Here is a 23366-nt window from a genome sequence, read left to right as displayed (position 1 = left end):
GCCGCCGTACGGTCTTCCTGTGTGGTCACGTGCGATTCACCCATAGGCGCAGAGTCTGCCAGATACGTCCCTCTCAGCCCGATGATCCTCCGGTCGGGAGCCGGTCGCACATCCGGCTGACGTCACCGAGGGGCGCGGGGCGCCGAGGAGGGACCCGGCCCCGAGGCCGTTGAACCGCGTACGACCAGTTCGGGCATGAACACGAACTCGCTGTGCGGAGCGGGGGTGCCGCCGATCTCCTCCAGCAGGGTGCGTACGGCCGCCTGGCCCATCGCCGTCACCGGCTGCCGGATCGTGGTCAGCGGCGGATCGGTGAACGCTATGAGGGGCGAGTCGTCGTACCCGACCACCGAGAGGTCGCGCGGCACCTCCTTCGACAGCCTGCGGGCCGCCCGGATCGCGCCGAGCGCCATCATGTCGCTCGCGCACACCACCGCGGTGCAGCCGCGTTCCATCAGTGCCGAGGCGGCGGCCTGGCCGCCCTCCAGCGTGTACAGGGAGTGCTGGATCAGTTCCTCCACCGCCTCGGCGGTGAGAGCCAGCTGCTCCCGCATCGTGGCGTGGAAGCCCTCTATCTTGCGGAGGACCGGAACGAAGCGCTTGGGCCCGACCGCCAGGCCGATGCGCTGATGACCCAGTGCCACCAGGTGTGTCACCGCGAGTCGCATGGCCGCCCGGTCGTCGGGGGAGATGAACGGGGCCTGCACCTTGGGGGAGAAGCCGTTGACCAGGACGAAGGGGACGCCCTGGGCCCGGAGTTGCTCGTAGCGCTGCATGTCGGCGGAGGTGTCGGCATGCAGTCCGGAGACGAAGATGATGCCCGAGACCCCGCGGTCGACGAGCATTTCGGTGAGCTCGTCCTCGGTGGAGCCGCCCGGCGTCTGGGTCGCCAGCACCGGCGTGTAGCCCTGCCTGGTGAGCGCCTGGCCGATCACCTGCGCCAGCGCGGGGAAGATCGGGTTCTCCAGCTCGGGCGTGATCAGGCCGACGAGACCGGCACTGCGCCGGCGCAGCCGGACGGGGCGTTCGTAGCCGAGGACGTCGAGCGCCGCGAGGACGGATTCACGGGTGGCCGCTGCGACACCGGGCTTGCCGTTCAGTACGCGGCTGACCGTCGCTTCGCTGACCCCCGCCTGAGTTGCGATATCGGCAAGCCGTGCGGTCATGGCAATGGACTGTACCGGGCGTGTGTCGGATTGCCCACCATGCGCGGGATTCGGGCGGTCTTCTTCGGCTTTCACCGCTGGGCGGTCCTCGCGTAGCAATATCTTGCAAAGCCTTGCGGGCATCTGCCGACCGCTGTGGTCCGGTCGTCACACCGCCGCCAGGGCGGGCCTGGCCAGGTGTGGGCAGGGCGCAAGGGCTTCCGTCAAGAGGCTTGACGGCAACCTTGCGGACACGCCAATGTAACGATCAACGGAGCTTGCAGAAATCTTCCGCAAACTCTTTCGGTCGTCTTTCATCCTTGTTACGTTCACGTCGACCCGGCGCCGCGACGGAGCGGTACGGCAGTTGAAGGAGTTCAGATGCGACGTGGCATAACGGCCACCGCCCTGGTCGCGACCCTGGCGCTCGCGGCGACCGCCTGCGGAAGCGACGACGAGTCCGGCGGCAGCAAGGGCTCGGGCGAGCTCTCCGGCACGGTGACGTGGTGGGACACCTCGAACGTCGGCAGCGAGGACAAGGTCTTCAAGAAGATCGCCGAGGGCTTCGAGAAGAAGCACCCCGAGGTCGACGTCACGTACGTCAACGTCCCCTTCGGCGAGGCGCAGAACAAGTTCAAGAACGCGGCCCAGGCCGGTTCCGGCGCCCCCGACGTCATCCGCTCCGAGGTCGCCTGGACCCCCGAGTTCGCGGACCTCGGCTACCTCGCCCCGCTGGACGGCACCACGGCGCTGAAGGACCAGGACGACTTCCTCGAGCAGGCCGCCGCGTCGACGAAGTACAAGGGCAAGACGTACGCGGTCCCGCAGGTGATCGACTCCATGGGCGTCTTCTACAACAAGAAGATCTTCAAGGACGCCGGTGTCGAGCCGCCCGCGAAGATCGCCGACCTGAAGACCGTCGCCGAGAAGGTCAAGGACAAGACCGGCAAGACCGGTCTCTACCTGCGTGGCGACGACTCGTACTACTTCCTCTCCTTCCTCTACGGCGAGGGCGGCGACCTGGTCGACGCCGACGCGAAGACCGTCACCGTGGACAACGCCGAGGGCGTCAAGGCGTTCGGCGTCGTGAAGGACCTCGTCGACTCCGGGGCGGCCAGGACCGACGCCACGGACGGCTGGGAGAACATGATGCAGTCGTTCAAGAACGGCGACGTCGCGATGATGATCAACGGCCCCTGGGCCGTGGCCGACACGCTCACCGGCAAGGAGTTCACCGACAAGGCGAACCTGGGCATCTCCCCGGTGCCGGCCGGCTCCGCCGCACAGGGCGCCCCGCAGGGCGGCCACAACCTCGGCGTCTACGCGGGCTCAGAGAACCTCGAGGCCTCCTACGCGTTCGTCGAGTACATGACCTCGGTCGAGTCCCAGGCGCAGGCAGCCGGTGAGCTGAACCTGCTGCCGACCCGCACCTCCGCGTACTCCAAGAAGGAGGCCGTGGACAGCGAGATCGTCCAGTTCTTCAAGCCCGTCGTCGAGACCGCGGTCGAGCGTCCCTGGATCCCGGAGACCGGCAGCCTCTTCGCCCCGCTGAACGTCGAGTACACCAAGGTCCTCACCGGCCAGACCACCCCGGAGAAGGCCGCCAAGGCGACCGGCGACTCCTACCGCAAGCTCCTCGAGGGCTGGAAGTAACCCAGGAAGGCAGGCCGGCTGATGGCTGTCCACACCAGCCAGTCGGTGGCGAAGGCCGCGGGCGACGACGTCGCCCGCGGCCGGAGCCGCGGTACTGGTAACCCCCCGCCACCGAGCAGGCTCCGGCGCGCCCTGTCGGTCCACTGGTACGCCTGGACCATGGTCGCCCCGGTCGTGCTCGTGATCGGCGTGATCATCGGCTACCCGCTGGTCCGCGGCGTCTGGCTGTCGCTGACCGACGCCGACGAGCGCAACGTCGCCCGCTCCATCGGTGTCAACGACATGCCCGCCACCTACGAGTTCGTGGGCCTGGACAACTACGCCGACGCCCTGACCGGCACCCAGTTCCTCGGCACGCTGGGCTGGACGCTGGTGTGGACGGTCTCCTGTGTGACCATCACCTTCTGCCTGGGCATGGCCCTCGCCAACATCCTCAACCGCAGGATCGCCGGCCGCTCCGCCTACCGCATGGCGCTGATCCTGCCCTGGGCCATCCCCGGCTTCGTCTCCGTCTTCGCCTGGCGCTTCCTCTACAACGAGAACAACGGCCTGCTCAACAAGATCCTCGGCGGCGCCGGGATCGACGGCATACCGTGGCTGAACGACCCCACCTGGGCCAAGTTCTCCGTCATCGCCGTCAACGTCTGGCTCGGTGTGCCGTTCATGATGGTCGCCCTGCTCGGCGGCCTCCAGTCGATCCCCTCGGAGCAGTACGAGGCCGCGGAGATGGACGGCGCCACCGCCTGGCAGCGCTTCCGCCACATCACGCTCCCCGGACTGCGCCCGGTGTCCACCACGGTGGTCCTGCTCTCCACCATCTGGACCTTCAACATGTTCCCGGTGATCTTCCTGCTGACCCGCGGCGGACCCGGTGAAGCCACCCAGATCCTGGTCACCCAGGCGTACAAATTCTCCTTCGAGATCAGCCCGCGCGACTTCGCGCAGTCCTCCACCTGGGGCGTGCTGATCCTCGTACTCCTGATGCTCTTCGCCATGGTGTACCGGCGAGTGCTCCGCACGCAGGGAGACAACTGGTGACCACCGGCACGGCGACCCCCGCCACCCCCGTCAAGCACGGCGCCCGCAAGGTCCGCAAGCGCGGCGACCGCTCGCCGGCCGCCTCCGTGGCCCTGCACCTCACCCTGATCGTCATGTCGGTGATCGCGGTCTTCCCGGTGCTCTGGGTCCTGCTGACCTCGCTGAAGCCCGCGCAGTTCGCGTCGACCACCGACTTCTTCAAAGAGACGACGTTCGAGAACTACACCAACCTGATCAAGGACACCGAGTTCCTGAGCTGGTTCGGCAACTCCGTGATCGTCGCGGGACTCTCCACCGTCATCGGCGTCTTCGTCTCCGCCACCACCGGCTACGCCGTCAGCCGCTTCCGCTTCCCCGGCAAGCGCGGGCTGATGTGGACCCTGCTGGTCACCCAGATGTTCCCGGTGGCCGTCCTCATCGTGCCGATCTACAACATCATGTCGACGATGGGCCTGCTCAACCAGCCGGCCGGGCTCGTCATCACCTACCTCACCATCTCGGTGCCCTTCTGCGCCTGGATGATGAAGGGCTTCTTCGACACGATCCCGCGCGAGATCGACGAGTCGGGACAGGTCGACGGACTCACCCCGTTCGGCACCTTCTGGCGGCTCATCCTGCCGCTCGCCAAGCCCGGCCTCGCCGTCACCGCCTTCTACTCCTTCATCACCGCCTGGGGCGAAGTGGCGTACGCCTCCGCGTTCATGGTCGGTGACGAGAACCTCACGCTCGCCGGCGGACTGCAGAAGTTCGTCAACCAGTACGGAGCCCAGTGGGGCCCGATGACCGCGGCGTCCGTGCTCATCGCCATCCCGGCCGCGCTGGTCTTCCTCTTCGCGCAGAAGCACCTGGTCACCGGCATGTCCGCCGGAGCAGTCAAGGGCTGAGCAGCCGCACGACCCGCACGACCGCACCCGTCACGGCGGCGCCGGATCCCCGACCCGGTCCCGGCGCCGCTCCCCACCCAGACACCCCAGGGACGACATGACCCAGCACCTCGCTGCCCCCTCCACCGGCACGTCCGACGACGCCCCGGGCCACCGCACCGGCTGGTGGCAGGACGCGGTGATCTACCAGGTCTATCCACGGAGCTTCGCCGACGGCAACGGCGACGGCATGGGCGACCTCGCGGGCGTCACCGCGCGGCTCCCGTACCTCCGGGACCTCGGCGTCGACGCCGTCTGGCTCAGCCCCTTCTACGCCTCGCCGCAGGCCGACGCGGGCTACGACGTCGCCGACTACCGGGCCATCGACCCGATGTTCGGCACACTCCTCGACGCCGACGCGCTGATCCGCGAGGCCCACGGCCTGGACCTGCGCATCATCGTCGACCTGGTGCCCAACCACTCCTCCGACCAGCACGAATGGTTCAAGCGCGCCCTCGCCGAGGGCCCCGGATCGGCCCTGCGTGACCGCTACCACTTCCGCCCCGGCAAGGGCACCGACGGCGAACTCCCGCCCAACGACTGGGAGTCCATCTTCGGCGGCCCCGCCTGGACCCGCACCACCGACCCGGACGGCACCCCCGGCGACTGGTACCTGCACCTCTTCGCGCCGGAGCAGCCCGACTTCAACTGGGAACACCCGGCCGTCGCCGACGAGTTCCGCTCCATCCTGCGCTTCTGGCTCGACATGGGCGCCGACGGCTTCCGCGTCGACGTCGCCCACGGCCTCGTGAAGGCGGAGGGCCTGCCGGACCTCGGATCGCACGACCAGCTCAAGCTGCTGGGCAACGACGTCATGCCGTTCTTCGACCAGGACGGTGTGCACGAGATCTACCGCAGCTGGCGCACCATCCTCGACGAGTACCCCGGCGGGCGCATTCTCGTAGCCGAGGCGTGGACCCCCACCGTCGAACGCACCGCCAACTACGTGCGCCCCGACGAGATGCACCAGGCCTTCAACTTCCAGTACCTGTCGACCGCCTGGGACGCCGCCGAGCTGCGCAAGGTCATCGACTCCTCGCTCGACGCGATGCGTCCGGTGGGCGCCCCCACCACCTGGGTGCTCTCCAACCACGACGTCACCCGGCACACCACCCGCTTCGGCAACCCGCCCGGCCTGGGCACCCAGATCCGGACCCCCGGCGACCGCGAGCTCGGCCTGCGCAGGGCCCGCGCGGCGACCCTGCTGATGCTGGCCCTCCCCGGCTCCGCCTACATCTACCAGGGCGAGGAACTGGGCCTGCCCGATGTCACCGACCTGCCCGACGAGGCCCGCCAGGACCCGTCCTTCTTCCGCGCCGAGGGCCAGGACGGCTTCCGCGACGGATGCAGGGTGCCGATCCCGTGGACCCGCGAGGGCAGCTCGTACGGCTTCGGCGACGGCGGCAGCTGGCTGCCGCAGCCCGACAGCTGGGGCGCGCTCTCCGTCGAGGCGCAGACCGGCACGGAGGGTTCCACGCTGGAGCTGTACCGCGCCGCGATCACGTCCCGGCGCGAGCACCCGGGACTCGGCGCCGGCACGGACGTCGCATGGCTGGACGCCCCCGAAGGCGTACTCGCCCTCGGCCGCCCCGGCTTCGTCTGCACCGTCAACACGACGGGCGCACCGGTGCGGATCGACGCCCCCGGCACCCTGCTGCTCGCCAGCGCCCCGGTGACCGTCGACGGCGACACGGTCGAGCTGCCCGCCGACACCACGGTGTGGTGGACGGTGTGACCGTCCCCGCACCCAGGACCGTCCCCGCACCCAGGACCGGACCGGCGCTGCGGCTCTCCGACATCGCCGGTCAGGCCGCGGTCAGCGAGGCCACCGTCAGCCGGGTCCTCAACGGGAAGCCGGGCGTCGCGGACACCACGCGTCAGCGGGTGCTCGCGGCGCTCGACATCCTCGGCTACGAACGCCCCGTACGGCTGCGGCAGCGCAGCGCCGGACTGATCGGGCTGGTGACACCCGAACTCGTCAACCCGATCTTCCCGGCGTTCGCGCAGTCCGTGGAGCAGGTCCTCGCCGGGCACGGCTACACCCCCGTGCTCTGCACCCAGCTGCCCGGCGGCGCCACCGAGGACGAGCTGGTCGAACAGCTCGTCGAGCGTGGCGTGGGCGGCATCGTCTTCCTGTCCGGGCTGCACGCCGACACCTCGGCCGACCCGGCGCGCTATGCGGCGCTCACCGAACGCGGCGTGCCGTTCGTCCTGATCAACGGCTACAACGAGCGCATCAGCGCCCCGTTCGTCTCGCCCGACGACCAGGCCGCCGTACGGATGGCCGTCAGCCATCTCGCCGAGCTCGGGCACCGGAGGATCGGCCTGGCGATCGGGCCGCAGCGCTACGTGCCCTCCCGCCGCAAGCGCGAAGGCTTCGTCGACGCGGCAGTCTCGCTGCTGGGCATGGACCGGGAGGAGGCCGAACTCCTCGTCTGTTCCACGCTGTTCAGTGTCGAGGGCGGCCAGGTCGCGGCAGGCGCCCTGCTCGACGCGGGCTGCACCGGCATCGTCTGCGGCAGCGACCTGATGGCGCTCGGTGTGGTCCGGGCAGCGCGGGGGAGAGGCTACGAGGTCCCGCGTGACGTCTCCGTCGTCGGCTTCGACGACTCGCAGCTGATCGCCTTCACCGACCCGCCCCTGACCACGGTGCGCCAGCCGGTGCAGGCGATGGCGGCTGCGGCGGTGGGCGCCCTGCTGGAGGAGATCGGCGGGAGCCCGGTGCAGCGCACGGAGTACGTGTTCCAGCCGGAGTTGGTGGTGCGCGGCTCGACTGCGGCGGCGCGCAGCGTCTGAACGGGCGCGAGGCGGGGCCGGGTCCGGAGGGGGACCCGGCCCCGCCTCACGTGCCGGCCCGGGGCAGAACCGGGTCAGGGCCCGGATCCCTCCCATGGGCGTGCGATAGGTTGCCCGCCATGACCGGACTCGGCCCCGTCGCCTGGCCGCCCGCCCCGATAAGGACCGAGCGGCTTGTGCTCCGCGAGTCCGAGGCCCGGGACCGTGCGGCGTTCATCGAGCTGTTCGCGTCGCGCCAGGTGCACACCTACCTCGGTGGCCCTCGACCGCGTGATGAGCTTGAGCGCGCGGTGCCTGAGGTGCCCGGGCGGCGCCCTGGCCTTTTCGTGATCGATCTCGGCGGAGCGATGATCGGCATGGTCGCGCTCGATCGGCGCGACGCGGAGCGTCCGGGGCACGTCCGTCCGGATGCAGGGGAGGCCGAGCTCGGTTACACCTTCCTTCCGGAAGCGTGGGGACGAGGGTACGCCGCCGAGGCCTGCGCAGCGGCACTCGCCTGGTTCGCCGACGTACTTCCCGGTGAGCCGGTGGTGCTCTGCACCCAGACCGCCAACGACCGCTCGATGCGCCTCGCGGCGAAGCTGGGGTTCACCGAGGTGGAGCGGTTCGAGGAGTACGGCGCCGAGCAGTGGTTCGGCGTGTGGCCCTCGGTCACGCCGCCCGGCCTTCGCACCGGCTGATCCGGTGACTCAGCCGGCGTCGCGGTGGGTGCTTCGGAGGGGAAGGGTCAGCTCGCGGAGGCGTAGGTCACGAAGGCTGCCCATGGGGTGGGGGTGAACCCGAGGTGGGGGCCGGGAGCGCGCTTGGAGTCTCGGACGTGAACCGCCCCGGGTGTGGTCGCCACCTCGACACAGTCGTTGCCGTCACTGCTGTCGCTGTAGCTGCTCTTGAACCACTCCAACTCGGAGGAGTGTCCTGCGGAGTTCTTGTGGATCATGTCTCTCCCAGAACTTGCTCGATGAAGGCCAGTGACTCCTCTGGCGAGAGAGCCCGAGCCCGGATGATGCCATACCTCAGTTCGAGGATCCGGAGCTGCTTCGGGTCAGAGACGGGGCGGCCGGCGAACTCGTTGTCCGTGCGTCCCACGGCTGAACCGTCTCCGAACTTCAGTACCTGGATCCGCCCGCCCGTACCGGGATGGTCCCCACGGCATGTCGGCATCACCTGGATCTCGACGTTGCGCAACTGACCTACCTCCAAGAGGTGGTTGAGCTGCTGGCGCAACACCATTGTCCCTCCGATCGGGCGGCGCAGGGTCACCTCTTCCTGGACAAAGCTGAACTCCGGAGCCGGATCCCGTCCGAAGACGGACCGGCGAGCCATGCGCGCATCCACCATGCGTTCCAGCTCCTCGTGGGAGTAGGCCGGCCGACGCGTAGCGAGCAGCGCCCGCATGTACGCCTCGGTCTGCAAGAGCCCATGCATGTTGTGGTTGCCGTACGCCGCGAGCTCGACGGCCTTCGCCTCCAGCTTCGCCAGGTCCCGCACCTTCTTCGGGTACCGGGCCTCCGCCATCTCCCGTTTCAGCATGGCAAGCTTGCCGCCCGCCCCCAGCACCTCGTCCGCCCTGTCCAGGAACTCCGGACGGGGGATGCGTCGGCCGCCCTCCACCTTGTAGACCAGGTCCTCCCCGTACCCGATCGCGGCTCCGAACTCACCGGCCCGCATGCCTGCCGCCTCTCGCCAGGCCTTGATCTGCCGGCCCACCGTGGCGGCCATGGCGACTCCCGACTCGTCATCGGGGTCGACCTCCCAACCGGGCTCGTCCGCTCCGTCGTTCCCGCGTGCCGTACCAGCCTCATCCACGCTCATCCGTGCCCCACTTCCGACGCGCCTGCCGTTCTTGCACCAACCTCTGCCGTCCCCTGCGAGTCACCCAGGACAGCCGGGACAGCACTGGACAAGGACGGGACAATGACCGTACGTAACCGGCCTGCCACTCCTCACGGTAAGCAAAAAAGGCCACGCTGAGTGATGTGACCGAAGAAATCACCCGAACCGAACATTCCGCTCTCACCCGGCAGTTCACCGTGCTGCTCTCGCCCACGCGCCGAGGTGCCAGGCTCGCCCGCCTGCTCACCACGGCCCACCTGGCCGACTGGGGGCTGCCCACGAGACCGGCCGCGCACATCGTGGCCGAACTCGCCACGAATGCCGCCGTGCACGGTCGCGTAACAGGCCGGGACTTCCGGCTCGGCCTCATGGTCCACCGCGATGCGCTTCTCCGTATCGAGGTGACCGACACCCGGGGCGAGCGGCTTCCTCCCGGGCCCGGAACCGTCGATGTGCCCGCCGACGACGCGGAGTCGGGGCGCGGTCTGCTGATCGTCGGGGCGCTCGCGGACCGCTGGGGCGTCGAAGCCGGGCCCGCCCCGCACAAGACGGTCTGGGCCGAACTCGACCTCGTACGGTGACCGTCGCCACCGGGCCGCGGGGGCCCGCGACCCGGTGGGCCGTGACGCGGTGGCCCACGACGCTAGAAGCTTTGAAAGAACTCGGGAAATGACCCTTCCCAACCCAACTCGCCGTAATTCATGCTCTGTCACTCGCTCGGGTGACAAAGGGCAACTGAGCTGGATTTGGCACGTGTTGCCGGGCATATGCTCGCCTCGACCACCACAGACATGCGACGGCCCCCGACGGGACTGGAATCCCGATCGAGGGCCTGACCACCGAGGAAGTAGAGGCTTCCCGATGGGTACCCAGCAGATTACCGCGCCCCCGTGCACCCAGCCCGCTGCGTCGGGCGTGATCCACAGCAACGTCCGGCACAGCGCAGGCTTCACCGTCATCGGCAACCACCTGGCCCAGCACCGGGGCCTCACCCTCGTCGCGATCGGCCTGGCCGCGCACATCCAGTCGCTGCCGGCCGGAGCGAAGATCGGCATCAAGCGCCTCGCCGAACGCTTCCCGGAGAGCGAGACCCGTATCGCCGCCGCCCTGCGGGAGTTGGAGGCGACCGGTTACCTGCACCGCAGCCGCGTGCGCCTCGCCGACGGCCGCATCGTGACGCGTACGGTCTCGTACAACCAGCCGGGCGGGGACGCCCCCACCGCCAGGCCTGCTCAGCCCCGGGTCGCGCGCAGCGCGGCCGAGCCCGCGCCGGTGATCTCGGCGCAGGCGCAGTTGATGGCGCCTGCCGCGACCACGCCTCCGCCCGCCGCCACCCCCGTACCGCCGCCCACAGCCCGCCTGGCAGCACCCGTTCCGCTCCCGCAGCCGCAGGCCCTCACTCCGGAGCTCCAGCGCACGGCCGCCGCGCTCCTCTCCGACCTGCGACGTCACGCGCCTCAACTCGTGCTGGCCGAGGCGGACGTCCGCGCTCTCGTGCCCGGCGTCGTCACGTGGCTCGAACGCGATGCCCACCCCGACACCGTCCGGCACGTCCTCACCGCCGACCTCCCCGTCCCTCTCAAGCACCCCGCGAAGCTCCTGCGGCACCGGATCACCGCCCTTCTGCCGCCGCCGCTTCCCGGCACCCACGAACTGGAGGCCGCACGCCCCGGCTCGATCGTCATCCCGCTCCAGAACTGCGACCGCTGCGACCGCGCCTTCCGATCGCGGCACCCCGGCCACTGCCGTGACTGCCGTACCGACCTGCCCACAGCCGCCTGATACCGAACGGAGCTCCATGGTCAGCGCACCGCACGAAGCGATGCACCGCATCTTCCAGGAATACCCGGACCTCTTCTCCCAGCTCTCCGATGTCCTCGGGCTCGAATTGCCGCCTTTCGTGTCGGCAGAGCTCCTGACCGTCGACCTCACCGAAAACGAGCCGCTCGAACGGCGCGTCGACACCCTCCTGCGTATCAGCACGGAGAAAGACGGCCCTTTCCTCCTCGTCGTCGAAGCCCAAGGTAAGAAGGACCCCGGCAAAACGGCCAGCTGGCCGTACTACGTCACGTACCTCAACAACAAGTACCGGCTTCCGGTCCTGCTCCTGGTGATCTGCCAGGACCACGCGACCGCCACATGGGCCGCCCGTCCTCTCACGATCGGCCTGCCCCAATGGCCGACCGTGACCACCCGTCCCCTCGTGGCCGGACCGCACAACATGCCCGTCATCACGAACGTGGCCGAAGCCCGGAAGGACCTCGCGCTCGCCACGCTCTCGGCGATCACACACGCTGACAATCCGGACGTCGATGTGATACTGAAGACGATGTCCGTCGCCTTGCGCGACGCACCGGAATCGATCGTTGAACCGTTCGTCGAACTCATCGCACAAGGCCTGGGCAACCGCCCTGCCGCCCAACAGTGGAGGAACCTGGTGGCCGTGGATCTCTCCTTCTACACCTCGCCGCTCTCTGAAGAAATCCGGGACGAAGGCCGTATCGAAGGCCGCGCTGAAGGCCGCGTAGAAGGCCGCGCTGAAGGCCGCGCTGAAGGCCGCGTAGAAGGCCGCGTCGAGGGTCGAGTAGAAGGCCGCGTCGAGGGTCGAGTAGAAGGCCGAGTCGAGGGTCGCGCCGACGCGGTCCTTTTCCTCCTGGGTGAACGCGGTATCCACATCACTGACGCCACCCGCGAGAGGGTCACCGCCTGCGGTGACCCGGAGGTGCTCGGCCGATGGTTGATGCGTGCAGCGTTCGTCCCCACCTCCGATGGAATCTTCGATGAGGCAGCCTCTGCCGATCGGTAGCGTCCTTCCGATGCCGGTGCCCCGTACGGCGCACCGGCATCGGCCATCTCACACGACAATGGAGGAACCTGGTGGCCGTGGATCTCTCCTTCTACATCTCGCCGCTCTCTGAGGAGATCCGCGAAGAAGGCCGCGCACAAGGCCGCGCCCAAGGTCGGGCCGAGGGGTATGCCGAGAGCATCCCGATCGTCCTCGGCGTACACGGCATCGACATCACCGAGGCGACCCGCAGGAGGATCACCACCTGCGGCGACCCGGAAATCCTCCGCGAGTGGTTGCTTCGTGCCATCCGTGCCACCACCGCCGAAGAGGTTTTCGGTGAGGTAACCCCCGCGACCGGTGACCGTACCGTCCCGGTTCGCGAGAGGACGGTTCGCGAACCGCCGGGCTTGGGTCGGCTCAGGTGAGGGACTTCTGCGTCGGGACGACGACCCCGCACGGGGTCGTCGATGGTGGCAAGGGCGCTGTAGTGCACCTGACGGGCGTCCAGTTCGATGCCGACGACCGGCAGCGCCCGGGTGGCGCCGGCATCGGCCACGACGGTGGGACGGTCCGCGCAGGAAGGTGCCCTGTGCGGTGGAGGCCACGCACATGTGCGTCATGGACCCGGCGATGACCAGGTCGCTGTTGTGCCCGCGGCGTCGACGTGCCGGTCCAGGTCCGTGCCGACGAAGGCGTCCGGCGTCTTCTTCACTACGACGGGCTCACTCTCGGCCGGTGCGACGGCGGGGTGGATCCGGCCGATCTCGGCCCGGATGTCGTACGGGTGCCTTCGCCGCTGTGAAGTCGGGCCGCCCGGGGCCGGAATGAAAGCGCGGCCCCGGCCTGTGCCCCGATCGGGACGAAGGCCGGGCCCGGCAGACCGCATCGGCCGGGTTCAGACCCTGGTCATGGTTGACGTGTATCCGCCCCCGCCGGGGTAGACCCAGTCGCCGGTCATCGTGGCGTCGTCGGCGCTGAAGGTGCCCTCGAAATGGGCCGGGCTTCCCTTCGCCCCGGCCCAGATGACGAGCGTGTCACCGGTCAGTTCGTAGACGTAGTCGAGGGTGTTGCCCGTCGAGTCGTAGAACCGCGACACCACGTCCGCGCCGGCCGGCTCGCCGAACGGACGTAGGTTCCCGATCAGCTCCAGACCACTGACCCGCTCCCCGGACTGGGTGAGCTCGACGTGCTGGCTCAGGAAGAACCGGCCGGGCATCCACTCGTAGCGCACGGTTCCCTCGGCTCCGCCGGTCACCGTCCAGGTGCCGATCAGGCGATCCAGGGCCTTCAGCTCGGCGCTCGGCTGGTTGGACTCAGACATTCGTCCTCCTTGGTGGGTCGGGTTCTCGCGGCTACCTCGAAGTCGACGGTTCGTTCTCGACACCACTGATATGTGGCGTGAGTCACGCCGGAAGGGTGTCGAGATCGTGGCTTCTGCCACGAGGTAGCCGGCAGAACCCCTCGAGGAGGAAGCCGTGACCGCCACCACCATCGACACAGTCGGCCCCGTCGCCCGCCGCCCCGACCGCCTGCTGATCGCGGGAGCGCTCGCCGGGCCGGTCGTCTTCGCTTCGGCGGCCGTCCAGATGGCCACACGCGAGGGCTTCGACATCACACGGCACCCGATCAGCCGGCTCGCCACCGGCGGCGCGGGCTGGATCCAGGTCGCCACGTTCGTGCTGCACGGTGTTGCCGCCCTCGTGCTGGTACTGCCCATGTCGCCGGACCACATGAGTGTTCAGATCGCCGTGACCGGCCTGGTCGCCTTCACCTGGACGACCGCCCTCGCACTCTCCCTGCGCCGCACGTGCCGAACCTGACCTACCATCGCCAAGCGTTGTCGGAGAGGGGACCCCGTGAAGTACCTGCTGCTCGGATACACGCCGGCCGCCGCCTGGGACGCTGCGACCGCCGACGCGCCGACGGAGGAGGCGCTGGCCGCGTTCGCCGCGTACCAGAGGTTCGAGAAGGAACTGCTCGAGACCGGAGAGCTGGTCGGCACCGAGGGCCTGGCGCACCCGGCCCTCAGTACCACCGTGCACCGGGGCCCGGACGGCGTGACGGCGACCGACGGGCCGTTCGCCGAGCTCAAGGAGGTCCTGGCCAGTTTCGCCGTCATCGATGTGGCCGGCCGGGAACGGGCCGTGGAGATCGCCTCGCGGATCGTGGAGGTGCTGGGCGAGCCGATCGAGATCCGGTCGATCATGGACGAGGACTTCGCCACGTGACCGGCCGTCCGTCACCAGGCCCGGCGTGGGCAGCGTGCCACACCGGCCCGTGAAGGGCGGGCCGTTCGCGACCACGGATGTCGAGCACCTGCTCCGTGCCGAAGCGCCGCACGTGCTGGGCGCGTTGGTGCGGCGCTTCGGACGCTTCGACATCGCCGAGGACGCGGTACAGGAGGCACTGCTGGCAGCGCACCGGACGTGGTCGGCCGAAGGGGTGCCGGAGCGCCCGCGCGGTTGGCTGATCCGGATCGGTTACCGGCGGATGGTCGACCAGCTCCGCTCCGAACAGGCGCGGCGCCGACGCGAGCAGGAGGCCGGCCTGGCCGAACTGGCCATGCGGGAACCGGCGCGCCAGGCGGGTTCTGCGGGAGAGGCCGATGACGGCCTCACCCTGCTGCTGCTCTGCTGCCACCCCGCGCTGACCCCCGCCTCGCAGGTGGCGCTCACCCTGCGGGCGGTCGGCGGTCTGACGACCGCCGAGATCGCCCACGCCTTCGGACACACCGAAGCCGCCCTGGCCACGCGGATCAGCCGCGCCAAACAGCGGCTGGCCCGCGCCGGCGCCCGCTTCACCGCACCCACCGCCGACGACAGGAAACGCCGGGTGGCCGCGGTCATGCGGGTGCTCTATCTGATCTTCAACGAGGGGTACACGGCCTCCGCCGGTGAAGAACTCGCCCGCGTCGACCTGACCGATGAGGCTGTCCGGCTGACCCGGATGCTCGGCGACTCCGTTCCGGACGACGCCGAGGTGACCGGACTGCTGGCGCTGATGCTGCTCACCGGGTCGCGGCACGCGGCCCGCAGCAGCGACGACGGTGGGCTGGTGCCGCTGGACGAGCAGGACCGCACGCGCTGGAATCGCGATCTGATCCGTGAGGGCACCCGGCTGATCGACGGAGTGTGGAGCCGGCGCGAAACGGGCCCGTACCAGTTGCAGGCGGCGATCGCGGCGCTGCACGCGGCGGCTGCGACACCGGAGGGGACGGACTGGCCGCAGATCGCGATGCTGTACCTGTGGCTCGAACGTCTCACCCCCACCGCGCCGGTGCGGCTGAGCCGGGTGGTCGCGGTCGCCCAGGCCTACGGACCGGCCCGCGGGACGGCACTGCTCGACGACCTCAACAGGCGCCACGGGCTGGATCAGGACCCTCTCACCCGGCAACGGGAACGCGCGGTGCGTGCCCACCTGCTGCGGATGACCGGGGACGCGGCCGGTGCGACCGCGCTGTACCGCGAGGCGGCGACCCTGACGGCCAATCAGGTCGAACGCCGCTACCTTCTCGGCGAAGCCGACCGCCTGACCTGACCCGGTACGGTGCCGAGCCCGGCCGCCGTGGCAGCCGTGCGGGCCGGATGCACAGGAAAGGCCCCGAAGTCGGCCCGGGATCGGGCCGGCGGGGAAGTGACGTCGGGGCCTCTCCGTGCCGTGACCGGCCCGGCCGGACGGGCGCGTGGGATCCGGCGTGCCGGACCCCCGGCCGGCCGGACCGGAGTCGGGACGAATCTAACAGCCGCGCAATATTTTGCGTAAGACCTTGCAGGAAAGGAGTCTGCGGGATTTCGCGGATGTGAGCGGGACGTCATCGCGTCGTGTCCAGGGGGTTGACCAGGGCAGGTCAGGATCGTACGGTCTGCTGCACCCCAGGTTTTGCATTCTTTCTGCAAGAACCTTCAGCAGCCTTGACGGCACGGCGCGTTGCCCGGTGAGGCTGCTCCGCCATCCCCGCACCTTCCCCCACCGCAGGAGGAACGTCATGGCACGCAGACCGTTGTCTGGCGCGCTGGCCCTCGTCACGGGCGCCGCTGTCCTGGTCATCCCCACCGGACTCGGCACCGTAGGCACAGCCCAGGCCGCACCGCCCGGTGAGAGGGACGTCACCGCGGTGATGTTCGAGTGGAAGTTCGCCTCGGTCGCCAAGGCGTGTACCGACAGTCTCGGTCCGGCCGGCTACGGCTTCGTCCAGGTCTCGCCGCCCCAGGAGCACATCCAGGGCGGCCAGTGGTGGACCTCGTACCAGCCCGTCAGCTACAAGATCGCCGGCAGGCTCGGCGACCGCACCGCCTTCGCGAACATGGTCAGCGCCTGCCACGGCGCGGGCGTCAAGGTCATAGCCGACTCGGTCATCAACCACATGTCGGCCGGCTCGGGCACCGGTACGGGCGGGTCCTCGTACAGCAAGTACGACTACCCGGGCACCTACTCCGTCAGTGACATGAACGACTGCCAGTCGCAGATCAACAACTACGGCGACCGGGGCAACGTCCAGAACTGCGAACTGGTGGGCCTCGCCGACCTGGACACCGGCGAGGAGTACGTACGCGGCCGGATAGCGGGCTACCTCAACGACCTGCTCTCCCTCGGTGTCGACGGCTTCCGCATCGACGCGGCCAAGCACATGCCGGCCGCCGACCTCGCGAACATCAAGTCCCGGCTGAGCAAACCCGGTGTGTACTGGAAGCACGAGGCGATTCACGGGGCCGGCGAGGCCGTCTCGCCCTCCGAGTACCTCGGCAGCGGCGACGTCCAGGAGTTCCGCTACGGCCGCAGCCTCAAGCAGGTCTTCAACGACGAGAACCTCGCCTACCTGAAGAACTTCGGCGAGGGCTGGGGCTTCATGGAGTCCGGCAAGTCCGCCGTCTTCGTCGACAACCACGACACCGAGCGCGGCGGCGACACCCTGAACTACAAGGACGGTTCGAAGTACACCCTGGCCAGTGTCTTCATGCTGGCCTACCCCTACGGCTCCCCGGACGTCCACTCCGGCTACGAGTGGTCCGACAAGGATGCGGGCCCGCCCAACGGCGGCCAGGTCAACGCCTGTTACAGCGACGGCTGGAAGTGCCAGCACGCCTGGCGCGAGATCTCCTCCATGGTCGGCTTCCGCAACGCCGCACGCGGGCAGGGTGTCTCGAACTGGTGGGACAACGGCGGCGACCAGATCGCGTTCGGCCGGGGCTCCAAGGCGTACGTCGCCATCAACCACGAAGGCTCCTCGCTGACCCGTACGTTCCAGACCTCGCTGCCCGCCGGTGACTACTGCGACGTCCAGTCCGGCAACGGCGTCACCGTCAACGGCTCGGGGCAGTTCACCGCCACCCTCGGCTCCGGCACCGCTGTGGCCCTGCACGTCAACGCCCGCACCTGCTCCGGCGGCACCACCACCCCGGACCCGGGCACCGGCCGGTCCGGCGCCTCCTTCGGCGTCAACGCCACCACCCAGCCGGGTCAGAACATCTACGTCACCGGCGACCAGACCGCCCTCGGCAGCTGGAACACCGGCAGCGCACTGAAGCTCGACCCCGCGACGTACCCCGTCTGGAAGCTCGACGTGAGCCTGCCCGCCGGGACCACGTTCGCGTACAAGTACCTCCGCAAGGACGCGAGCGGCAACGTCACCTGGGAGAGCGGCGCCAACCGCACCGCCACCGTGCCGTCCTCCGGCAAGGCCGCGCTGACCGCCGACGTCTGGCGCAGCTGACCTGCACCGAACAGCGGGCCGGGGACGCGAGTGACGCGTCCCCGGCCCGCACCGCTGAACCCACCCCTGAACGCCGAGGAGTACCCGCCCGTGTCCCGAACCACCCTCCGGCGGGGAGCCGTCACCGCACTGTGCGCGGCGCTGCTGCCCGTCGTGCCGGCGGCCGCCGCGCCTGCCGCGCCCAGACCCCCCGCCCCGCCCTCGGACGCGGAACTCGCCGACGAACCGGCGCGGCACGACCTGACCCGTGAGCAGTTCTACTTCGTGCTGCCCGACCGGTTCGCCAACGGCGACACCTCCAACGACCGTGGCGGGCTGACCGGTTCGCGGACGGAGACCGGCTACGACCCCACGGACAAGGGGTTCTACCAGGGCGGCGATCTCAAGGGACTGACCCAGCGGCTCGACTACATCAAGGACCTCGGCACCACCGCGATCTGGCTCGCCCCGATCTTCAAGAACCGGCCCGTCCAGGGCACCGGCGACAACGCGTCGGCCGGCTACCACGGTTACTGGATCACCGACTTCACCCAGGTCGACCCGCACTTCGGGACCAACGCCGACCTCACGAAGCTGATCGACAAGGCCCACGGCAAGGGCATGAAGGTCTTCTTCGACGTCATCACCAACCACACCGCCGACACCGTCGACTACGCCGAGAAGAAGTACGGCTACAAGCCCAAGGGCGCCTTCCCGTACCTCGACGGGAACGGCCGTCCGTTCGACGACACCCGGGGCGTCGAGGAGGTGGACGCCGACTCCTTCCCGTACACCCCCGCCCACACGGGTGAGAAGGTCCCGGCCTGGCTCAACGACCCCACGATGTACCACAACCGGGGGGACTCGACCTATGCGGGCGAGTCCACCGAGTACGGCGACTTCTCCGGCCTCGACGACCTGTGGACCGAACGTCCCGAGGTCGTCTCCGGCATGGAGAAGATCTACGAGAAGTGGGTCCGCGACTTCGACATCGACGGCTTCCGCATCGACACCGTCAAGCACGTCGACCTCGACTTCTGGACCCAGTGGGCGACCGCGCTCGACGCGTACGCGGACAAGCGCGGCCGGGACGACTTCTTCATGTTCGGCGAGGTCTACTCCGCCGACACCGCGATCACCTCGCCCTACGTCACCCGGGGCCGTCTCGACGCCACGCTCGACTTCCCCTTCCAGGAAGCGGCCCGGCAGTACGCCTCCCAGGGCGCCCCGGCCTCGAAGCTCGCCGCGGTCTACGGTGACGACTACCGCTACACCACCGACAAGGCCAACGCCTACGAGCAGGTGACCTTCCTCGGCAACCACGACATGGGCCGGATCGGCACCTTCCTGAAGCAGGACAACCCGAAGGCCGACGACGCCGAGCTCCTGAACCGCGCCCGCCTCGCCAACGAGCTGATGTTCCTCGGCCGCGGCAACCCGGTGATCTACTACGGCGACGAGCAGGGCTACACCGGAGCGGGCGGCGACAAGGACTCCCGCCAGACGATGTTCGCCTCGAAGACCGCCGACTACCTCGACGACGACCAGCTCGGCACCGACCGCACGCACGCCTCCGACGCGTACGACACGGAGCACCCGCTCTACCGCTCCGTCGCCGCCCTGTCGAAGCTCACCCAGGACCACCCGGCCCTGCGCGACGGCGTACAGACCGAACGCTACGCGAAGGACTCCGTCCACGCCTTCTCGCGGACGGACACCAAGCGCCCCTACGAATACCTCGTCGCCACGAACAACGGCACCGAGGCGAGGACGGTCGAGCTCACCACCGAATCGGCCGGCATGAACTTCCGTACGCTGTACGGCGGTTCCGGAACCGTGCGCAGCGGCGCGGACAAGACCGTCGAGGTCACCGTGCCCGCGCTGTCCAGCGTCGTGCTCCGCGCCGACAAGCCGCTCGGCACCCCCGCCGCCGAGCCGTCGGTCACCCTGAAGGCCCCGGCCGCCGGAGCCACCGGCACCGTCGAGGTCAGCGCCGACGTGGACGGCGGAGACCTGAACCGCGTCGTGTTCGCCGCACAGACCGGCAACGGCACGTGGGTCACCCTCGGCTCCGCCGACCACGCCCCGTACAAGGTCACCCAGCACCTGGACGACTCGGTGAAGGCCGGGACCCCGCTGCGCTACAAGGCCGTCGTGACCGACCGCGCCGGACGCACCGCGAGCGCCCTCGCCGCCACGACCGCCGGCCAGGCCCCGCCCGCCCCGAAGCCCGTCGCCGTCGAACGCGACCACGCCGTCGTCCACTACAAGCGCGCGGACGGCGACTACGAGGGCTGGCAGCTGAAGTCCGGAGACACGACCGCCGACTTCACCGGCCGGGACGCCTACGGCGCCTTCGCCTGGATCGACCTCGACGAGGGCGCCTCCTCCGTCCCGTACACGGTCGAGAAGGACGGCACCGCCGACGGCCCCGAACGCACCGTCGACCTCGCGAGGACCGGCCAGGTCTGGGTCGAGCAGGGCAAGGATGAGCAGGCCACCGAGGCTCCCGAGGCCCCGGCGCAGGACACCTCGAAGGCTGTTCTGCACCACCACCGCGCCGACGGCGACTACGACGGCTGGGGCCTGCACACCTGGACCGGGGCCGCCGCCCCCACGGACTGGGCGAAGCCGCTGCGGCCCGTGAAGACCGACGCCTACGGAGTGACCTTCGAGGTCCCGCTCACCGACGGCGCCACCTCGCTCAGCTACGTCCTCCACAAGGGCGACGAGAAGGACCTCCCCGGCGACCAGTCCCTCGACATCGCCTCGCACGGGCACGAGGTCTGGATGCTCGGCGGAAAGCCCGGCTACCTGCTGCCGCAGGCCGGCGGGATGCCGACGCCCGACCTCACCAAGGCCGAGGCCCAGTGGATCGACGGGGACACCGTCGTCTGGAAGGTGAAGGCCACCGACGCCACCAGCCAGCAGCTCGTGTACGCGAGGAACGGCGGCATCTCCGTCGTCGACGGGGCGCTCTCCGACGAGGGGCAGTGGCTCCGGCTCGGCGCGACGGAGCTCACCGACGCGCAGAAGGTGAAGTACCCGCACCTTAAGGACTATCCGGCGTTCACCGTCGACACCCGCGACCGGGACAGGGTGCGGGAATCCCTGCGCGGCCAGCTCATCGCCACCCAGCGCGCCGCCAACGGCGCCCTGCTCGCCGCCACCGGCGTACAGACCGCGGGCGTACTGGACGAGCTGTACGGGAAGGCCGCGAGCGGCGCCGCCCTCGGACCCGTCTTCCGCAAGGGCAGCCCGACGCTCTCCGTCTGGGCGCCCACCGCCCGTACCGTCGCGCTCGAACTCGACGGGAGGACCGTCCCGATGCGGCGCGACGACCGCACCGGCGTCTGGTCGGTCACCGGGAAGAAGAGCTGGAACGGCAAGCCCTACCGCTACGCCGTCGACGTCTGGGCGCCCGCCGTCCGGAAGATGGTCACCAACAAGGTCACCGACCCCTACTCCACCGCCCTGACCGCCGACTCCGCCCGCAGCCTCGCCGTCGACCTCGACGACCCGAAGCTGGCCCCGCGCGGCTGGTCCGGCCTGAAGAAGCCCGCCGCGACCCCGCTGCGCGACGCCCGGATCCAGGAGCTGCACGTCCGCGACTTCTCGATCACGGACAGCACGTCGAAGCACCCCGGCGAATACCTCGCCTTCACCGACACCCGGTCCGACGGGATGCAGCACCTCAAGGAGCTCGCGGACTCCGGCACCAGCCATGTGCACCTGCTGCCGGCCTTCGACATCGGGACGATCCCCGAGAAGAAGTCCGACCAGCAGCAGCCGGCCTGCGACCTGTCCGCCTCCGCCCCGGACTCCGGGGAACAGCAGGCCTGCGTCACGAAGGCCGCCGCGAAGGACGCCTTCAACTGGGGCTACGACCCGCTGCACTACACGGTCCCCGAGGGTTCGTACGCCTCCGACCCCGACGGCACGAAGCGCACCGTCGAGTTCCGGCAGATGGTCCAGGGGCTCAACGGCGCCGGGCTGCGGACCGTCATGGACGTCGTCTACAACCACACCGTCGCCTCCGGCCAGGACGACAAGTCCGTCCTCGACAGGATCGTGCCCGGCTACTACCAGCGGCTCCTGGAGGACGGCACCGTCGCCACCTCGACCTGCTGCGCCAACACCGCACCCGAGAACACCATGATGGGCAAGCTCGTCGTGGACTCGATCGTCACCTGGGCCAAGGAGTACAAGGTCGACGGCTTCCGCTTCGACCTGATGGGACACCACCCCAAGGCCAACATCCTCGCGGTCCGGGAGGCCCTCGACGAGCTGACCGTCGCCGAGGACGGCGTCGACGGGAAGAAGATCATCCTGTACGGCGAGGGCTGGAACTTCGGTGAGATCGCCGACGACGCCCGCTTCGTCCAGGCCACCCAGAAGAACATGGCCGGCACCGGGATCGCCACCTTCTCCGACCGGGCCCGCGACGCCGTGCGCGGCGGCGGCCCCTTCGACGAGGACCCCGGCGTCCAGGGCTTCGCCTCCGGCCTCTACACCGACCCCAACACCTCGGCCGCCAACGGCACCGAGGCCGAACAGAAGGCCCGGCTGCTCCACTACCAGGACCTGATCAAGGTCGGCCTCACCGGCAACCTCGCCGGCTACACCTTCACCGACACCCAGGGCCGTACGGTCAAGGGTTCGGCCGTCGACTACAACGGGGCCCCCGCCGGATACGCGGCCGTGCCCGGTGACGCCCTCGCCTACGCCGACGCCCACGACAACGAAACCCTCTACGACGCCCTCGCCTTCAAGCTCCCGGCGGACACCACGGCGGCCGACCGGGCCCGCATGCAGGTCGTGGCGATGGCGACCGCCGCACTCTCGCAGGGACCGGCGCTCTCCCAGGCCGGCACCGACCTGCTGCGCTCCAAGTCCCTGGACCGCAACTCCTACGACAGCGGCGACTGGTTCAACGCGCTGCACTGGGACTGCCGCAAGGGCAACGGCTTCGGGCGGGGACTTCCGCCCGCCGCCGACAACGAGGACAAGTGGTCCTACGGCAGGCCGCTGCTGACCTCGGCCGCGCTCACCCCCGGGTGCGCGCAGATCACGGGCGCTTCGGCCGCGTACCAGGACCTGCTCACCATCCGCACCACCGAGAAGGACTTCGGCCTGGCCACCGCCGAACAGGTGCAGGAGACCCTGTCCTTCCCGCTCTCCGGCAAGGAGGAGACCCCCGGGGTGATCACGATGCGCCTGGGCGAGCTGGTCGTCGTCATGAACGCCACCCCCGGTACGCAGAGCCAGGACGTCGCCGAGCTGGCCGGGACGACGTACGCCCTGCACCCCGTCCAGGCAGCGGGCGCGGACGCCGCGGTCAAGAAGTCCTCGTACGAGGGGAGGACGGGCAGCTTCACCGTGCCGGGGCGCACGGTCGCCGTGTTCTCCCAGCGCTGACACCCACCGCACCCGGTCCCGGCTCCCGCCCTCACGGCGGAAGCCGGGACCGGCCGTGTCCGTGCTCACTTGTGCGGGCGGCG

19 protein-coding genes and 1 pseudogene are annotated in these 23366 nt (G+C 69.6%); 15 read left to right on the top strand and 5 right to left on the bottom strand.

The features are described from left to right. Positions 1-122: 122 nt before the first annotated feature. Positions 123-1166 (bottom strand): LacI family DNA-binding transcriptional regulator, encoded by a 1044-nt coding sequence (locus ACFYQ5_RS16425; RefSeq protein ID WP_389197989.1) that lies wholly within the window; start codon positions 1164-1166, stop codon positions 123-125. 360 nt (positions 1167-1526) lie between these two features. Between ACFYQ5_RS16425 and ACFYQ5_RS16420 the strand changes: the two genes are divergently transcribed. The 6 genes from ACFYQ5_RS16420 (at position 1527) to ACFYQ5_RS16395 (ending at position 8235) form a co-directional block, all read left to right on the top strand. Beyond that, positions 1527-2798, top strand: a complete 1272-nt coding sequence (locus ACFYQ5_RS16420; RefSeq protein ID WP_389197988.1) for an extracellular solute-binding protein — start codon at positions 1527-1529, stop codon at positions 2796-2798. A gap of 21 nt (positions 2799-2819) precedes the next feature. Then, positions 2820-3836, top strand: coding sequence for a carbohydrate ABC transporter permease (locus tag ACFYQ5_RS16415; RefSeq protein WP_389197987.1), 1017 nt, complete (start codon positions 2820-2822; stop codon positions 3834-3836). Next, positions 3833-4720, top strand: coding sequence for a sugar ABC transporter permease (locus ACFYQ5_RS16410; protein WP_389197986.1), 888 nt, complete (start codon positions 3833-3835; stop codon positions 4718-4720). Before ACFYQ5_RS16415 ends, ACFYQ5_RS16410 begins: the two co-directional genes overlap by 4 nt. Before the next feature lie 97 nt (positions 4721-4817). Continuing rightward, entirely contained in the window at positions 4818-6494 is a 1677-nt protein-coding gene (locus ACFYQ5_RS16405) for a glycoside hydrolase family 13 protein (protein ID WP_389197985.1), read from the top strand. Further along, positions 6479-7555, top strand: a complete 1077-nt coding sequence (locus ACFYQ5_RS16400; protein ID WP_389197984.1) for a LacI family DNA-binding transcriptional regulator — start codon at positions 6479-6481, stop codon at positions 7553-7555. Before ACFYQ5_RS16405 ends, ACFYQ5_RS16400 begins: the two co-directional genes overlap by 16 nt. 119 nt (positions 7556-7674) lie before the next feature. After that, on the top strand, positions 7675-8235 hold the full coding sequence (locus ACFYQ5_RS16395; protein WP_389197983.1) for a GNAT family N-acetyltransferase: 561 nt from the start codon (positions 7675-7677) through the stop codon (positions 8233-8235). Positions 8236-8282: 47 nt separating this feature from the next. On the opposite strand, the gene ACFYQ5_RS16390 is transcribed toward ACFYQ5_RS16395, so the two are convergent. Together ACFYQ5_RS16390 and ACFYQ5_RS16385 are read right to left on the bottom strand one after the other, a co-directional pair. Then, positions 8283-8492 (bottom strand): DUF397 domain-containing protein, encoded by a 210-nt coding sequence (locus tag ACFYQ5_RS16390; protein ID WP_389197982.1) that lies wholly within the window; start codon positions 8490-8492, stop codon positions 8283-8285. Beyond that, positions 8489-9367 (bottom strand): helix-turn-helix domain-containing protein, encoded by an 879-nt coding sequence (locus ACFYQ5_RS16385; RefSeq protein WP_389197981.1) that lies wholly within the window; start codon positions 9365-9367, stop codon positions 8489-8491. Before ACFYQ5_RS16385 ends, ACFYQ5_RS16390 begins: the two co-directional genes overlap by 4 nt. Positions 9368-9531: 164 nt before the next feature. Between ACFYQ5_RS16385 and ACFYQ5_RS16380 the strand changes: the two genes are divergently transcribed. The 4 genes from ACFYQ5_RS16380 to ACFYQ5_RS16365 all read left to right on the top strand — a co-directional run bounded on the left by ACFYQ5_RS16380 (position 9532) and on the right by ACFYQ5_RS16365 (position 12601). Further along, positions 9532-9969: an ATP-binding protein gene (locus ACFYQ5_RS16380; protein ID WP_389197980.1), complete on the top strand. Its 438-nt coding sequence runs from the start codon at positions 9532-9534 to the stop codon at positions 9967-9969. Between the two features lie 280 nt (positions 9970-10249). Beyond that, a complete protein-coding gene (locus ACFYQ5_RS16375) occupies positions 10250-11170 on the top strand; it encodes a helix-turn-helix domain-containing protein (RefSeq protein WP_389197979.1) in 921 nt (306 codons plus the stop codon). Positions 11171-11186: 16 nt separating this feature from the next. Continuing rightward, entirely contained in the window at positions 11187-12194 is a 1008-nt protein-coding gene (locus tag ACFYQ5_RS16370; RefSeq protein WP_389197978.1) for a hypothetical protein, read from the top strand. A 77-nt stretch (positions 12195-12271) separates the two neighbouring features. Further along, complete coding sequence (locus tag ACFYQ5_RS16365) at positions 12272-12601, top strand: hypothetical protein (protein ID WP_389197977.1); 330 nt, start codon at positions 12272-12274, stop codon at positions 12599-12601. On the opposite strand, the pseudogene ACFYQ5_RS16360 reads toward ACFYQ5_RS16365, so the two are convergent. Together ACFYQ5_RS16360 and ACFYQ5_RS16355 are read right to left on the bottom strand one after the other, a co-directional pair. Beyond that, positions 12594-12960: pseudogene (locus ACFYQ5_RS16360) on the bottom strand (isochorismatase family protein); the annotation flags it as partial. The gene ACFYQ5_RS16365 and the pseudogene ACFYQ5_RS16360 sit on opposite strands and share 8 nt — an antisense overlap. A gap of 111 nt (positions 12961-13071) precedes the next feature. Then, positions 13072-13497 (bottom strand): hypothetical protein, encoded by a 426-nt coding sequence (locus ACFYQ5_RS16355; RefSeq protein WP_389197976.1) that lies wholly within the window; start codon positions 13495-13497, stop codon positions 13072-13074. A gap of 154 nt (positions 13498-13651) precedes the next feature. Here ACFYQ5_RS16355 and ACFYQ5_RS16350 point away from each other — a divergent pair, with 154 nt between their 5' ends. The 5 genes from ACFYQ5_RS16350 to pulA all read left to right on the top strand — a co-directional run bounded on the left by ACFYQ5_RS16350 (position 13652) and on the right by pulA (position 23283). After that, a complete protein-coding gene (locus ACFYQ5_RS16350; protein WP_389197975.1) occupies positions 13652-13996 on the top strand; it encodes a DUF998 domain-containing protein in 345 nt (114 codons plus the stop codon). 36 nt (positions 13997-14032) lie between these two features. After that, positions 14033-14404 (top strand): YciI family protein, encoded by a 372-nt coding sequence (locus ACFYQ5_RS16345; protein WP_389197974.1) that lies wholly within the window; start codon positions 14033-14035, stop codon positions 14402-14404. Positions 14405-14429: 25 nt separating this feature from the next. Continuing rightward, positions 14430-15713: an RNA polymerase sigma factor gene (locus ACFYQ5_RS16340; RefSeq protein ID WP_389197973.1), complete on the top strand. Its 1284-nt coding sequence runs from the start codon at positions 14430-14432 to the stop codon at positions 15711-15713. A gap of 448 nt (positions 15714-16161) precedes the next feature. Next, a complete protein-coding gene (locus ACFYQ5_RS16335) occupies positions 16162-17886 on the top strand; it encodes a carbohydrate-binding module family 20 domain-containing protein (RefSeq protein WP_389197972.1) in 1725 nt (574 codons plus the stop codon). 90 nt (positions 17887-17976) lie between these two features. Beyond that, positions 17977-23283: a pullulanase-type alpha-1,6-glucosidase gene (pulA, locus tag ACFYQ5_RS16330; protein ID WP_389197971.1), complete on the top strand. Its 5307-nt coding sequence runs from the start codon at positions 17977-17979 to the stop codon at positions 23281-23283. Positions 23284-23366: the final 83 nt, after the last annotated feature.

It is taken from the genome of Streptomyces sp. NPDC005794, assembly GCF_042871445.1.
Classification (GTDB): Bacteria; Actinomycetota; Actinomycetes; order Streptomycetales; family Streptomycetaceae; genus Streptomyces.
Note: the sequence above shows the minus strand (reverse complement) of the source record. Positions and strands in the feature narration are given on the sequence as shown.